Here is a 12,564-nt window from a genome sequence, read left to right on the forward strand (position 1 = left end):
CTTTAAAAACGCTATGAAATTAGTAGCTACTACCGCCCGTCTATCAACCGCTAGCAGCACATTTGATGTTGAATTCAAGGCGCGCCTGCATTGGTCCGCCGAGGCCGACGCCGCGATTGAGCAGCGGGTGGCGGATATTCTGGCCGACGTACGGCAACGCGGCGATGCCGCGGTGCTGGATTACACCGCGCGCTTTGATGGACTGAGCGCCAAGACGGTGGGTGAGTTGGAGCTCACACAGGCCGAACTCAAGGCTGCATTCGAGGCCATTCCGGCCGCCCAGCGCGAGGCCCTGCAGGCCGCGGCCCAACGCGTGCGCAGCTACCACGAGGCGCAGAAAAAGGCCAGCGGCGAGAGCTGGAGCTACCGCGACCAGGACGGTACACTTTTGGGCCAGAAGGTCACGCCGCTGGACCGGGTTGGCATTTATGTGCCCGGCGGCAAGGCGGCCTATCCCTCCTCGGTGTTGATGAACGCCATCCCCGCCCATGTGGCCGGGGTCGGTGAAATCATCATGGTCGTGCCCACGCCCAAGGGCGAAAAGAACGCACTGGTGCTGGCCGCCGCCTATGTGGCCGGTGTCACTCGCGCCTTCACCGTCGGTGGCGCGCAGGCGGTGGCGGCGCTGGCCTACGGCACGCAGACGATTCCCGCAGTGGACAAAATCACCGGACCCGGCAACGCCTACGTGGCCGCCGCCAAACGCCGTGTCTTCGGCACTGTCGGCATTGACATGATCGCCGGGCCGAGCGAGATTTTGGTGCTGGCCGATGGCACAACGCCGCCCGACTGGGTGGCGATGGATTTGTTCAGCCAAGCCGAACATGATGAGTTGGCGCAGAGCATTCTGCTATGTCCCGACCTGGCTTACATCGACCAGGTGCAGGCCTCGATCGACCGACTGCTGAACGAGATGCCGCGCGCCGAGATCATCGCCAAGTCGCTCAATGGGCGCGGCGCGCTGATTCACACGCGCAGCATGGAGGAGGCCTGCGCCATCAGCAACCGCATTGCGCCCGAACACCTGGAAGTGAGCAGCCGGGACGCGCACCGCTGGGAACCCTTGCTCAAACATGCAGGCGCCATCTTTCTGGGCGCCTACACCAGCGAATCGCTGGGCGACTACTGCGCCGGCCCGAACCACGTGTTGCCCACCAGCGGCACGGCGCGCTTCAGCTCGCCGCTGGGCGTGTACGACTTCCAGAAACGCAGCAGCCTGATCGAAGTGAGCGAAGCCGGCGCCCAAGTGCTGGGCCCGATCGCTGCTGAACTGGCTTATGGCGAAGGCCTGCAGGCCCATGCGCGCGCCGCTGAAATGCGGCTGAAGGGCGTGAAATCATGAGCGCCGCCGTAGCGCCGGGCCGCCCCAAGCAAGGCACGGCCCCCGCGGGGGGCAGCGCAGTACGCGAAGCGAAAAGCGTGGGGGCGCGCGTCTTTCGTCAGGACGTGCAGTCCATGCACGCCTACGCCATCCAAGATTCGGCCGGCATGGTCAAGCTCGATGCGATGGAGAACCCGCACCGGTTGCCTTCCGTGCTGCAAGCGGAGCTGGGTCAACGCCTGGGCGCGCTGGCACTGAACCGCTACCCGGCTGGCCGGGTGAACGATTTGCGCCACGCGCTGGCCCGTTACGCGGCCATGCCCGAAGGTTTTGACATCATGCTGGGCAACGGTTCGGACGAATTAATCAGCCTGCTGGCCTTGGCCTGCGCCGTGCCCCCGAGCGCCGCGAACGAATTCAGAACCGCCAGCGTGCTCGCGCCGGTACCGGGTTTTGTGATGTACGCCATGAGTGCGCAGTTGCAGGGCCTGGCCTTTCACGGCGTGCCGTTGACGGAAGACTTCGAGCTGGACGAGGCCGCCATGCTGGCCGCCATCGCGCAGCACAAACCATCCATCACCTACCTGGCCTATCCGAACAACCCCAGCGCGAATTTGTGGGACGACGCGGTGATTGAGAAAATCATCCTGGCCGTCGGCGCGCAGGGCGGTCTGGTGGTGATGGACGAAGCGTACCAGCCGTTTTCCAGTAAAAGCTATATCGACCGCCTGCCGCGCCACCGCCATGTGCTGCTGATGCGCACCCTCAGCAAATTCGGTCTGGCCGGCGTGCGCTTGGGCTACATGATGGGGCCACAGACCCTGATCGCCGAGCTCGACAAGGTACGCCCGCCCTACAACATCAGCGTGTTGAACTGCGAATGCGCTTTGTTCGCGTTGGAGCATCAAGCCGTTTTTGCGGCACAAGCTCTTGATGTGCGCGCCCAGCGTGCTTATCTTTTGGACGCCCTGGCCAGTTTGCCCGGTGTGCGGGCCTATCCCAGCGACGCCAACATGATTTTGCTGCGGGTGGCCGATGCGCAAAAAACCTTTGAAGACATGAGAACACGCAAAGTTCTCGTCAAGAACGTTTCTAAAATGCACCCATTGCTGGCCAATTGCCTGCGCCTGACTGTCGGCACCGCCGATGAAAACCGGCGCATGCTGGCCGCCCTCCACGAATCACTATGACCACCTCTACGCCGACCGCTGCACCCACTGCTACTCCTCCGCTAGCGTCTGTTTTTACCCCGACCCCGCGCATCGCGGAAGTGTCCCGCAACACGGCCGAAACGAAGATCACGGTCAAAGTCAATCTGGACGGCACTGGTGTGGCCAAGCTGCACACCGGCATCGGTTTTTTTGACCACATGCTCGACCAGATCGCCCGCCACGGCATGATCGACCTCGACATCCACGCCGATGGCGACCTGCACATTGACGGTCATCACACGGTGGAAGACGTGGGCATTGCCTTCGGCCAGGCCGTGCACAAGGCGGTGGGCGACAAAAAAGGCATTCGCCGCTACGGTCACGCTTATGTGCCGCTGGACGAGGCGCTGTCCCGGGTCGTCATCGACCTGTCCGGGCGCCCCGGGCTGATCATGAACGTGCCCTTCAAGAGCGGCATGATCGGCACTTTTGACAGCCAGCTGGCGCACGAGTTTTTCCAGGGTTTTGTGAACCACGCTTTTGTCACGCTGCATATCGATAACCTGCGCGGCGAAAACGCGCACCACCAGGCCGAGACCGTGTTCAAGGCCTTTGCCCGCGCCCTGCGTGCCGCGCTGGAGCTGGATCCGCGTGCCCTGGGCAGCATTCCCTCGACCAAGGGATCTTTGTAATTTTATATGCCAAATAGGCCTCTAGCCCCCGTCGATCCTGCGCAAGCAGCTATGAATTCAGTAGTAATTGGTGCCCGTCCTAAAACCGTGGCCGTGGTCGACTACGGCATGGGCAATCTGCGCTCGGTGTCGCAAGCTGTGCTGCACGCGGCCCAGGGCTCTGGCGTCGAGGTGGTGTGGGCGCGCTCGCCCGAAGAGGTGATGGCCGCCGATCGCGTGGTGCTGCCCGGCCAGGGCGGCATGCGCGACTGCATGCGCGAGTTGCACGACTCCGGCATGCTGGCGGCGGTCCTGCATGCGGCGGCGAACAAGCCGCTGATGGGCGTGTGTGTCGGCATGCAAATGCTGCTCGACCACAGTGACGAGCAAGACACCGCCTGCCTGGGCCTGATTCCCGGCAATGTCGTCAAGTTCGAGCTCGAAGGCCAGCTGCAGCCCGATGGCAGTCGCTACAAAGTACCGCAAATGGGCTGGAACCAGGTCTACCGCAACAACCATGGGGCTGCGCCGCATCCGATGTGGGGCGACGTGCCGGATGGCAGCTACTTCTACTTTGTGCATAGTTTTTACGTCCAACCGTCGGATGCGCGCCACAGCGTGGGCGAGACGGACTATGGCAGCCGCTTCAGCTCGGTCATTGCACGCGATAATATTTTTGCCACCCAGTTCCACCCTGAAAAAAGTGCCGAGCACGGTTTGTCTCTCTACCGAAACTTCCTTCACTGGAATCCCTGAAGCTTTTGCGCCCGCTGAGCCTCGCCACGCCTCCCTTTTCCCACCACTCTGAAGCATCATGCTTTTAATCCCTGCAATTGACTTAAAAGACGGCCACTGCGTTCGCCTCAAACAAGGCGACATGGACCAATCCACCACCTTTGGCGAGGACCCCGCCGTGATGGCCCGCAGCTGGGTCAGCAAAGGCGCGCGTCGTCTGCACCTGGTGGACCTGAATGGCGCGTTTGCCGGGCATCCGAAAAACGAGATGGCCATTCGCAAAATCCTCAAAGAGGTCGGCAGCGAAGTGGACGTGCAGCTCGGCGGCGGTATCCGCGATCTCGACACCATAGAGCGCTACCTGGATGCGGGTCTGCGCTACGTCATCATTGGCACAGCGGCGGTGAAAAATCCCGGTTTTCTGCAGGACGCCTGCACGGCGTTTGGCGGCCACATCATCGTCGGCCTGGATGCCCGCGACGGCAAGGTTGCCACCGACGGCTGGAGCAAGCTCACCCGCCACGACGTGGTGGATCTGGCCAAAAAGTACGAAGACTACGGTGTGGAATCCATCATCTACACCGACATTGGCCGTGACGGCATGCTCAGCGGCATCAATGTGGAATCCACCGTCAAACTGGCGCAAGCCCTGACCATTCCAGTCATCGCCTCCGGTGGCCTGAGCAATATGGCCGACATTGAAGCCCTGTGTGCGGTGGAGGACGACGGCGTCGAAGGCGTCATTTGCGGCCGCGCCATTTACTCTGGCGACCTGGATTTTGCGGCCGCGCAAGAACGCGCTGACGAGCTCAATGGCTAGGACTATGACCCCCACGCTTGCCACTTCGTGTGCTGCGCTGCCCCCCGAGGGGGTTGGCCTGCCTTGGGGCGGCCCGGCGACAGGCCGCATGACCCCCCCGCTTGTCGTAGCACGTAATGCACGGCCCGGCGTCGCCTGCCCATGCTAGCCAAACGCATCATTCCCTGTCTTGACGTCACCGGTGGCCGGGTGGTCAAAGGCGTCAATTTCGTGGAGCTGCGCGATGCCGGTGACCCGGTGGAGATTGCCGCGCGCTACAACGAGCAGGGCGCTGATGAGCTGACTTTTCTCGACATCACCGCCACCAGTGACGGGCGCGACATGATTCTGCACATCATCGAGGCAGTGGCCTCGCAGGTGTTCATTCCGCTGACCGTGGGCGGGGGCGTGCGGACGGTGGACGATGTGCGTCGCTTGCTCAACGCCGGGGCCGACAAAACCAGTTTCAACTCGGCGGCGCTGGCGAATCCGCAGGTCATCCGGGATGCCTCGGCCAAATACGGCGCCCAGTGCATCGTGGTCGCCATCGATGCCAAACGCCGCTTTGGCGACGACATGCTGAACCGCGGCGAGGGTTGGGACGTTTACAGCCACGGCGGGCGCCAGAACACGGGCCTCGATGCGGTGGCCTGGGCGCGCCAGATGGCCGAATACGGCGCCGGCGAGATCTTGCTCACCAGCATGGACCGCGACGGCACCAAGGCCGGTTTCGATTTGGCGCTGACCCGCGCGGTGAGTGATGCCATCAGCGTGCCGGTGATCGCCTCCGGCGGTGTCGGTACCCTGGACCACTTGGCCGATGGTATCCAGCTGGGTGGCGCCGATGCTGTGCTGGCCGCCAGCATCTTCCACTACGGTGAATTCACCGTCGGTCAGGCCAAGGCCAGAATGGCCGAGCGCGGCATTCCGGTTCGGATTTAAGCCTTTTTGGCCTCTAGCCCTCGTCGATGCTGCGCAAGCAGCTATCAATTTTGAAGTAAACACATATGACGAATACGACCTCCACGAGCTGGCTAAAACACATCCGCTGGGATTCCAAAGGGCTGGTGCCGGTGATCGCCCAGGAGCAGGGCAGCAACGACGTGCTGATGTTCGCCTGGATGAACCGCGAGGCCTTGCAAAAGACGGCGGAACTGGGGCAGGCCGTGTATTTCAGCCGCTCACGTAACAAACTTTGGTACAAGGGCGAGGAGTCGGGTCATGTGCAAAAAGTGCATGAAATCCGCATGGATTGCGACAATGACGTGATTTTGCTCAAGGTGACGCAACTCGGGCATGAGCCCGGCATTGCCTGCCACACCGGGCGCCACAGCTGTTTCTTCAGTTTGTACGAGAACGGCGAGTGGAAAGTCACCGAGCCGGTCTTGAAAGACCCGCAAACCATCTATAAATAAGAACTTATGCCATCCATCCCCTCGTCCACGGATTCACTGACCCGCCTCGCGCAGGTGATTGAAAGCCGCTTGCCCGCCAATGGCGGCAATCCAGAAGCCAGTTACGTGGCGCGCCTGCTGCACAAGGGCCCCGACGCCTTTCTGAAGAAAATCGGCGAAGAGGCCACGGAAGTGGTGATGGCCGCCAAGGATGCCGACCATGGCGGCGACAAGGCGAAGATCGTCTACGAAGTGGCGGATCTGTGGTTTCACTGCATGGTGGCGCTGGCGCACTACGGCCTGACCCCGGCCGAGGTGGTGGCCGAACTGGATCGTCGTGTCGGCACCAGCGGTATTGAAGAAAAGGCGTTGCGCAAGGTGTTGGCGCGAGAAGGAGATGCCAAATGACGCAAGACTATTCAAACCCAGGCCAGGGTTCAGATCCGGATCGGGCCGGCCTGCAAAAGCTGCAGTCGCTCAACACGGTGGGCACCATCAGTTACATCCTGCACTTGATCGTGGCCGTGGGTGCCCTGATCCCGGGCGGGCAGTTCGGTCCGGTCCTGCTGATTGTGGCCTTGACCCTTGATCTGGTGAAACGCTCCGAAGCAACGGGCACCTGGCATGCCTCCCATTTTCGTTGGCGCATCCGCACCGTCATCATCGCGGCGCTGCTCTATGCTGTGACGGCGCCTCTGTGGTTTCTTTTCATTCTGCCGGGATGGATTGCCTGGTGCCTCATTTCCATCTGGTTTCTCTACCGCATCGTGCGTGGCATGGTGCGCATGAACAAGGGACTTGGCATGGAGTTTTCAGCATGAAGGAAGAGATTGTTCAGCACGCCCCGGATTGCCTGTTTTGCAGAATAGTGGCGGGAAAAATCCCCTCCAGGATTGTTTACCAGGATGAGGAACTTTTCGTATTCCATGACATCCATCCATGGGCGCCCGTGCACTTTCTCATGATCCCCAAGGTGCACATTCCGTCCATGGCGCACGTCGGTGTCGAGCATGCTGGCCTGTTAGGGCGCATGATGGCGCTTGCACCCCGTCTCGCTTTGCAGGAAGGGTGCAATCCCTACCCGGGCGGAGGGTTTCGCATTTTGAGCAACACGGGTGCGGAAGGGGGCCAGGAAGTGCATCATCTGCACATTCATGTGATGGGCGGGCCGCGGCCCTGGCTGAAGGGTTAGTTCCGGCGTTTATATCGCGGGTAATTTTCGGGGATAAGGCGCTGGATCTACTTCGCCGACTAAAATCGGCGCAATTCGTTAGGAGAGACTCATGGGATTTTCGACAACACACCTGATCATTTTTTTGGTCATCATCATTGTTATTTTTGGTACCAAGAAGCTGCGCAACATCGGGTCGGACCTCGGTGGCGCGGTCAAAGGCTTCAAGGACGGCATGAAGGACGGCACCGACAGGGCAGCTGATGCGTCTGCTGCACCTGCCCAGCAGGTAGGCACTGCAGGCACGGCCGCCAAGGAAACCATTGATGTTGAAGCCAAGACCAAGGTCTGATGGCGCAGGTTCAGCAGCCAGGGATACGCGCAAGTGATTGATATTGGCGTCACCAAGCTCGCCATCATTGGCGGGATTGCGCTGGTGGTCATTGGTCCCGAGAAGCTACCGGGTTTGGCCAAGACCATCGGAACACTGTTGGGGCGCGCACGCCGCTACGTGGCCGATGTGAAGGAAGAGGTCAGCCGGTCCATGGAGCTGGACGAACTCAAGAAAATGAAGGACACGGTCGAAGGCGCAGCGCGCGATGTCGAAAATTCGATCCAGACCAGTGCCAGCGATTTTGAGAAAAGCTGGAGCGAAACCACCGGATTGGCGTCGGATACGCAGTTCGGTGATTCAAGCCCCGGTTTCCCAGAGTACAAACACCCCAAAAAGAAATGGCGACTCAAGCAAGGCGCCACCCCCAGTTGGTACAAAGCCCGCACGGGCACACGGACGCATGCCATGTCCGGGGCCGCCCGGGTGGCCCGGTATCGACCCTCCAAATTTAGCTGATGACTGATCCTGTCAACAAAGACGACGAACTGGCCGGAACCGAACAGCCCTTCGTCCAGCACCTCTATGAGCTGCGCGACCGACTTCTGCGTTCCCTGTATGGCGTTGCCGCCGTGCTGGCTGTGCTGCTGTTCTACCCGGGTCCCTCCCAACTCTATGACTTGCTGGCGATGCCACTGGTCAAAGCGCTGCCGGAAGGCTCGCGGATGATTGCCGTGGGCGTGGTGTCACCATTTCTGGTGCCGATCAAGGTATCGGTGCTGGCAGCGATTGGTTTGGCATTGCCCTGGATTCTTTATCAGGTCTGGGCTTTTGTCGCGCCGGGCCTGTACAAGCACGAAAAGAAGCTGGTGTTGCCCCTGGTGGCGGCCAGTACCGTGCTGTTCTACCTGGGCGCGGCGTTCTGCTACTTCTTTGTGTTTGGGCAGGCCTTTCCGGCGATCCAGAAAATGGCGCCGATGTCGGTTGCTGTCAGTCCGGACATCGAGGCTTATCTTGACTTCGTCATCACCATGTTCATCGCCTTCGGCGTGGCGTTTGAAGTGCCTATCGTCGTCGTGATTCTGGCTCGTATGGGCTTCGTGACGATTGCGCAGCTGAAGAAATTTCGCACCTATTTTGTGGTCGGTGCGGCCGCTGTTGCGGGTTTGGTGACGCCGCCCGATCCGGTTTCCATGATTGCCTTGCTGGTGCCGATGTACCTGCTTTACGAAATCGGCATTGTGGCGGCCCAAGTCTTCATCAAACACACCCAGGCACCTGAAGAAGATGCCGAGGCCGCAAAACCTTAAGTCAATCAGGGCTCCAGCCCTTGCTGATTAAGCGCAGGCTGCTACTAAAACAGTAGTGCCTGACAGGTGCTGATGACTATTGCGTTGGCTGCACCGGTCTGCGCGGCTTGGGCCGTAAGCCGGGGATTACATCCAGTTCGACCTTTTCTTCCCGCCGCAGCAAACTGAATTTCGACGCGGTGCCCGGCTTCAAGGCGGCCACGCTGGACAGTAATTCGGAGACATTGCCAATCGGCTTGCCGGCCACGCTGGTGATGACATCACCAGGCCGGATGCCTGATTGCGCCGCCGGTCCGTTTTGCAGCACGCCGGTAATGATTACCCCCGAGCGTGTCTTGACGCCAAAGGTTTCAGCCAGTTCGGGTGACAGGTCGTTCGGTTCCACGCCGATCCAGCCGCGCGTGACCTGGCCGTCCTTCACAATGCCTTCCAGCACCAGCTTGGCCGTGGACACGGGAATGGCAAAGCCAATGCCCATGCTGCCGCCCGAGCGCGAGTAAATGGCTGTATTGATGCCCAGCAGATTGCCGCTGGTATCCACCAGCGCGCCACCCGAGTTACCGGGATTGATGGCGGCATCGGTCTGGATGAAGTTCTCGAACGTATTGATGCCGAGCTGATTGCGCCCCAGCGCACTGATGATGCCGCTAGTGACGGTTTGCCCGACGCCAAACGGGTTGCCGATGGCCAGCACCTGGTCCCCTACCTGCAGCGTATCGGAGTCGCCCAGCACAATAGCGGGCAGCCGGTCCAGCTCAATCTTCAGCACGGCGAGGTCGCTGTCCGGATCGGTGCCAATGACTTTGGCCCGGGCGTGGCGGCTGTCATTGAGGATGACCTCGATTTCATCGGCACTCTCCACCACATGGTTATTGGTCAGGATGTAACCGCTGTCACTCACGATGACACCGCTGCCCAGTCCGACCTGCGGCTCGTTGCCCTGGTCGCCGAAAAAGAATTTGAACCAGGGATCATTGCTGTTCGGATTGTTCCGGGCCGCCTTGCTGGTGTTGATGCTGACCACGGCCGCCGACGACTTTTGCGCCGCCAGCCTGAAACTGCCCGGCGGCGCCACGCCGGGGGCAGTGGCGGGCGCCTCCATCAGGGCCAAGGCACCCGAGCGGGAAGGCTGGTTTCCCAGCCAATCGGGTTTGAGTGTGCCAACGACAAAATAGGCCGCCAGCAGCACGGTGACTGTTTGGGAAAATAACAACCAAAAACGTTTCATGAGGAATTTCGGGCGCGATGCCCTCCGAGTGATTGGATGGTCAGAAGCAGGTCGCCAAATTGTAGGCGCCGCGTAGAGGGACGCGGGCAGGAACGGGAAATTTCAGCACTTGGACACAGGGCTTGGCTGGGGCTGTACAGTCCAGTGGCTCCATGTCAAAGATACGCCAGATCATCCTGATACAGCCCGAAGCCGCGTCCAAGCCGGCGACCGGCGCGCCCTGCAATGGGTGCGGGGTGTGCTGCCTGCTGGAGCCGTGTCCGCTGGGAGTGTTGCTCTCCGGCCGCCGTCGTGGCGCCTGCGTCGCGGTGCGCTGGCGTGTTGAGGCGCGCCAGTACCGTTGCGGTGCCCTCAGTGAGCCGGTGGATGTGCTGCAGCATGTATTGCCCAAGCCAATGCGTCGCCTGGTTCCCCACTTGGCACCGGGCTTGGCGCGGCTGGCGAAACGATGGATCGCTGTGGGCCAGGGCTGCGACAGCACTGTGGAGGCGAGACCGCTGGAAGAACCGCCGGCCAGCCCACAAATTCGTTGACAATGCCAAGGCATATTCCCGAATAGTTTCTTCCGGCCCTGTTCTTCCTCCATTCATTGAAATGACCGACCGCACACAGCTCCTGCAGACTTTTGACGCGCTGCTCCAGCCAGAGCGATTTCGTGACTACGGCCCCAACGGTTTGCAGGTCGAAGGCGCCGCGTCCGTGCGCAAAATCGTCTCTGGCGTCACTGCCAGCCGGGCGTTGATTGAGGCGGCCATTGCAGCCCAGGCGAACACGATTTTTGTGCACCACGGCCTGTTCTGGAAGGGGCAAGACGGGCGTGTTACCGGCTGGATGAAGCAGCGCCTGGCATTGCTGCTGGCGCACGACATCAATCTCTTTGCCTACCATCTGCCGCTGGATGCGCACCCTGAGTTGGGCAACAACGCGCAACTGGGCCTGCAACTGGGTTTAAAGGCGCAGAGCCGCTTCGGCGAGCAGGACCTGGGTTTTCTGGGCGAGCGGATCGGACCTGGTGGCTTCGAGACCGCAGAGGTTCTCGCGCAGCATATTGAGAATAAGCTAAATCGGCCTGTAGCCCTCGTCAATGTTGCGCAACGCGCTATTAGAAAAGTAGCGTGGTGCAGCGGTGGCGCACAGAGCTATTTTGAAGCCGCGATTGCCGCCGGGGCCGATGCCTTCATCACCGGCGAAATTTCCGAGCCGCAAGCCCACTATGCCCGTGAATGTGGCGTCGCCTACCTGGCCTGTGGCCACCACGCCAGCGAGCGTTTTGGCGCCCCCGCGGTGGCCGCGCATGTGGCCGCGCAATTCGGTCTGGCGCATGAATTCATTGACATTGACAACCCGGCTTGAATCGCATCAGGCCCGGGCCGAACCGGAAATTGACACGCCATGAAGAAACCCATTGCCATCACGCTCGGCGACCCTGCCGGCATAGGCCCCGAGATCATCGCCAAGGCGTTTCGGGATGCGCCCGACATCACGCAGGGCTGTTTTGTGGTGGGCGATGTGGCGATCCTGCGACGGGCGGCAGGCGTGATCAGCACCGACCGGATACCCCTGCCGGTGGCGCTGATCGACTCCCCGGCCGAGGCCCTCAGCCTGCCCCCGCGCTGCCTGCCGGTGCTGCAAATGGGCGCGCTGGCGGAGCCCGTCCCCTTCGGACGCTTGAATGCCGGCGCTGGCCGACTCGCCGCCGAATGCGTAGTCTGGGCGGCCCAGGCCGCTTTGCGCGGTGACGTGGCAGCGCTGGTGACCGCGCCACTCAATAAGGAGGCGCTGGCCCTTGCTGGCGCGCCCCATTCAAACTATCCGGGCCACACGGAAATGCTGCAGGCCTTGGCGGCGGCGCACGCGGGGACGTCGGTAGCGGATATGCCGGTACGCATGATGCTGGCCAATGACGAGTTGCGCGTTGTCCTGGTGAGCATTCATGTGTCCTTGCGTGACGCTATTCAAGCCGTGACTTATGACAATGTCCTGCAGACGCTGTGCATCACCCATGCGTCGCTGGGCGCGATCTTGGGCCGCGTGCCGCGTATCGGCGTGGCGGGTCTGAATCCGCACGCGGGGGAGGGCGGTCTGTTCGGGCGCGAAGAACTTGACATCATCGCGCCGGCCATGGCTGCGGCGCGCGCACTCGGCATGCAGGTCAGTGGGCCGTTCGCACCGGACACCGTGTTCATGCGCGCGCGCGCGAGGGACGGCGAGCCTGGGGAGTTTGATGTCGTGGTGGCGATGTACCACGACCAAGGCTTGATCCCGGTGAAATACTTGGGTGTTGAAAAAGGCGTTAACGTGACGCTAGGCCTACCGCTGGTGCGCACCAGTCCAGACCACGGCACAGCCTTTGACATCGCCGGCACGGGTCAGGCCGACGCGTCGAGCCTGGTTGAGGCCATTCGCATGGCGCGGCAGCTGAGCGAATTGTCTCAATAAACGTGTTAAACCGG

17 protein-coding genes are annotated in these 12,564 nt (G+C 61.3%); 16 read left to right on the forward strand and 1 reads right to left on the reverse strand.

What is annotated here, in order from left to right; genetic code table 11:
• Window positions 1–13: 13 nt before the first annotated feature.
• The 13 genes from hisD (at window position 14) to tatC (ending at window position 8,883) form a co-directional block, all read left to right on the forward strand.
• Window positions 14–1,342 (forward strand): histidinol dehydrogenase, encoded by a 1,329-nt coding sequence (gene hisD / locus C5P05_RS06125; protein WP_114969114.1) that lies wholly within the window; start codon window positions 14–16, stop codon window positions 1,340–1,342.
• On the forward strand, window positions 1,339–2,511 hold the full coding sequence (gene hisC, locus C5P05_RS06130; RefSeq protein ID WP_114968969.1) for a histidinol-phosphate transaminase: 1,173 nt from the start codon (window positions 1,339–1,341) through the stop codon (window positions 2,509–2,511). The genes hisD and hisC overlap by 4 nt, the downstream gene beginning before the upstream one ends.
• Window positions 2,508–3,164 (forward strand): imidazoleglycerol-phosphate dehydratase HisB, encoded by a 657-nt coding sequence (gene hisB, locus C5P05_RS06135; protein ID WP_114968970.1) that lies wholly within the window; start codon window positions 2,508–2,510, stop codon window positions 3,162–3,164. The genes hisC and hisB overlap by 4 nt, the downstream gene beginning before the upstream one ends.
• Window positions 3,165–3,215: 51 nt before the next feature.
• Entirely contained in the window at window positions 3,216–3,899 is a 684-nt protein-coding gene (gene hisH / locus C5P05_RS06140) for an imidazole glycerol phosphate synthase subunit HisH (protein ID WP_198674637.1), read from the forward strand.
• Window positions 3,900–3,957: 58 nt separating this feature from the next.
• On the forward strand, window positions 3,958–4,698 hold the full coding sequence (gene hisA / locus C5P05_RS06145; RefSeq protein WP_114968971.1) for a 1-(5-phosphoribosyl)-5-[(5-phosphoribosylamino)methylideneamino]imidazole-4-carboxamide isomerase: 741 nt from the start codon (window positions 3,958–3,960) through the stop codon (window positions 4,696–4,698).
• 141 nt (window positions 4,699–4,839) lie between these two features.
• Entirely contained in the window at window positions 4,840–5,619 is a 780-nt protein-coding gene (gene hisF, locus C5P05_RS06150; RefSeq protein WP_114968972.1) for an imidazole glycerol phosphate synthase subunit HisF, read from the forward strand.
• A gap of 65 nt (window positions 5,620–5,684) precedes the next feature.
• Window positions 5,685–6,092, forward strand: a complete 408-nt coding sequence (gene hisI, locus C5P05_RS06155; RefSeq protein ID WP_114968973.1) for a phosphoribosyl-AMP cyclohydrolase — start codon at window positions 5,685–5,687, stop codon at window positions 6,090–6,092.
• Window positions 6,093–6,098: 6 nt separating this feature from the next.
• Entirely contained in the window at window positions 6,099–6,479 is a 381-nt protein-coding gene (locus C5P05_RS06160; protein ID WP_114968974.1) for a phosphoribosyl-ATP diphosphatase, read from the forward strand.
• Window positions 6,476–6,892 (forward strand): DUF4870 family protein, encoded by a 417-nt coding sequence (locus tag C5P05_RS06165; RefSeq protein WP_114968975.1) that lies wholly within the window; start codon window positions 6,476–6,478, stop codon window positions 6,890–6,892. The genes C5P05_RS06160 and C5P05_RS06165 overlap by 4 nt, the downstream gene beginning before the upstream one ends.
• Window positions 6,889–7,263 carry a histidine triad nucleotide-binding protein gene (locus C5P05_RS06170; RefSeq protein WP_114968976.1) on the forward strand — a complete coding sequence of 125 codons (375 nt, stop codon included), beginning with the start codon at window positions 6,889–6,891 and terminating at the stop codon, window positions 7,261–7,263. Before C5P05_RS06165 ends, C5P05_RS06170 begins: the two co-directional genes overlap by 4 nt.
• Window positions 7,264–7,354: 91 nt before the next feature.
• Complete coding sequence (gene tatA / locus C5P05_RS06175; RefSeq protein WP_114968977.1) at window positions 7,355–7,594, forward strand: Sec-independent protein translocase subunit TatA; 240 nt, start codon at window positions 7,355–7,357, stop codon at window positions 7,592–7,594.
• A 33-nt stretch (window positions 7,595–7,627) separates the two neighbouring features.
• Window positions 7,628–8,092, forward strand: coding sequence for a Sec-independent protein translocase protein TatB (gene tatB, locus C5P05_RS06180; protein WP_114968978.1), 465 nt, complete (start codon window positions 7,628–7,630; stop codon window positions 8,090–8,092).
• Complete coding sequence (gene tatC / locus C5P05_RS06185) at window positions 8,092–8,883, forward strand: twin-arginine translocase subunit TatC (protein ID WP_114968979.1); 792 nt, start codon at window positions 8,092–8,094, stop codon at window positions 8,881–8,883. The genes tatB and tatC overlap by 1 nt, the downstream gene beginning before the upstream one ends.
• A 76-nt stretch (window positions 8,884–8,959) precedes the next feature.
• Here tatC and C5P05_RS06190 read toward each other — a convergent pair whose 3' ends face one another.
• A complete protein-coding gene (locus C5P05_RS06190) occupies window positions 8,960–10,111 on the reverse strand; it encodes a S1C family serine protease (protein ID WP_114968980.1) in 1,152 nt (383 codons plus the stop codon).
• Between the two features lie 152 nt (window positions 10,112–10,263).
• Between C5P05_RS06190 and C5P05_RS06195 the strand changes: the two genes are divergently transcribed.
• The 3 genes from C5P05_RS06195 (at window position 10,264) to pdxA (ending at window position 12,550) form a co-directional block, all read left to right on the forward strand.
• Window positions 10,264–10,644 (forward strand): hypothetical protein, encoded by a 381-nt coding sequence (locus C5P05_RS06195; RefSeq protein ID WP_114969116.1) that lies wholly within the window; start codon window positions 10,264–10,266, stop codon window positions 10,642–10,644.
• Between the two features lie 61 nt (window positions 10,645–10,705).
• A complete protein-coding gene (locus C5P05_RS06200; protein ID WP_114968981.1) occupies window positions 10,706–11,464 on the forward strand; it encodes a Nif3-like dinuclear metal center hexameric protein in 759 nt (252 codons plus the stop codon).
• 39 nt (window positions 11,465–11,503) lie between these two features.
• Window positions 11,504–12,550: a 4-hydroxythreonine-4-phosphate dehydrogenase PdxA gene (gene pdxA / locus C5P05_RS06205; RefSeq protein ID WP_114968982.1), complete on the forward strand. Its 1,047-nt coding sequence runs from the start codon at window positions 11,504–11,506 to the stop codon at window positions 12,548–12,550.
• Window positions 12,551–12,564 lie beyond the last annotated feature (14 nt).

Origin of the sequence: Rhodoferax ferrireducens (assembly GCF_003347515.1) — a bacterium.
Taxonomy (GTDB): Bacteria; Pseudomonadota; Gammaproteobacteria; order Burkholderiales; family Burkholderiaceae_C; genus Rhodoferax.

Coding starts and splice junctions, on each gene's coding strand:
- hisC (WP_114968969.1), top strand. CDS start 1,339: ATGAGCGCCGCCGTAGCGCCGGGCCGCCCCAAGCAAGGCACGGCCCCC.
- pdxA (WP_114968982.1), top strand. CDS start 11,504: ATGAAGAAACCCATTGCCATCACGCTCGGCGACCCTGCCGGCATAGGC.
- C5P05_RS06195 (WP_114969116.1), top strand. CDS start 10,264: ATGTCAAAGATACGCCAGATCATCCTGATACAGCCCGAAGCCGCGTCC.
- C5P05_RS06165 (WP_114968975.1), top strand. CDS start 6,476: ATGACGCAAGACTATTCAAACCCAGGCCAGGGTTCAGATCCGGATCGG.
- tatC (WP_114968979.1), top strand. CDS start 8,092: ATGACTGATCCTGTCAACAAAGACGACGAACTGGCCGGAACCGAACAG.
- C5P05_RS06190 (WP_114968980.1), bottom strand. CDS start 10,111: ATGAAACGTTTTTGGTTGTTATTTTCCCAAACAGTCACCGTGCTGCTG.
- tatA (WP_114968977.1), top strand. CDS start 7,355: ATGGGATTTTCGACAACACACCTGATCATTTTTTTGGTCATCATCATT.
- C5P05_RS06160 (WP_114968974.1), top strand. CDS start 6,099: ATGCCATCCATCCCCTCGTCCACGGATTCACTGACCCGCCTCGCGCAG.
- C5P05_RS06200 (WP_114968981.1), top strand. CDS start 10,706: ATGACCGACCGCACACAGCTCCTGCAGACTTTTGACGCGCTGCTCCAG.
- C5P05_RS06170 (WP_114968976.1), top strand. CDS start 6,889: ATGAAGGAAGAGATTGTTCAGCACGCCCCGGATTGCCTGTTTTGCAGA.
- hisB (WP_114968970.1), top strand. CDS start 2,508: ATGACCACCTCTACGCCGACCGCTGCACCCACTGCTACTCCTCCGCTA.
- hisI (WP_114968973.1), top strand. CDS start 5,685: ATGACGAATACGACCTCCACGAGCTGGCTAAAACACATCCGCTGGGAT.
- hisD (WP_114969114.1), top strand. CDS start 14: ATGAAATTAGTAGCTACTACCGCCCGTCTATCAACCGCTAGCAGCACA.
- hisA (WP_114968971.1), top strand. CDS start 3,958: ATGCTTTTAATCCCTGCAATTGACTTAAAAGACGGCCACTGCGTTCGC.
- hisF (WP_114968972.1), top strand. CDS start 4,840: ATGCTAGCCAAACGCATCATTCCCTGTCTTGACGTCACCGGTGGCCGG.
- hisH (WP_198674637.1), top strand. CDS start 3,216: ATGAATTCAGTAGTAATTGGTGCCCGTCCTAAAACCGTGGCCGTGGTC.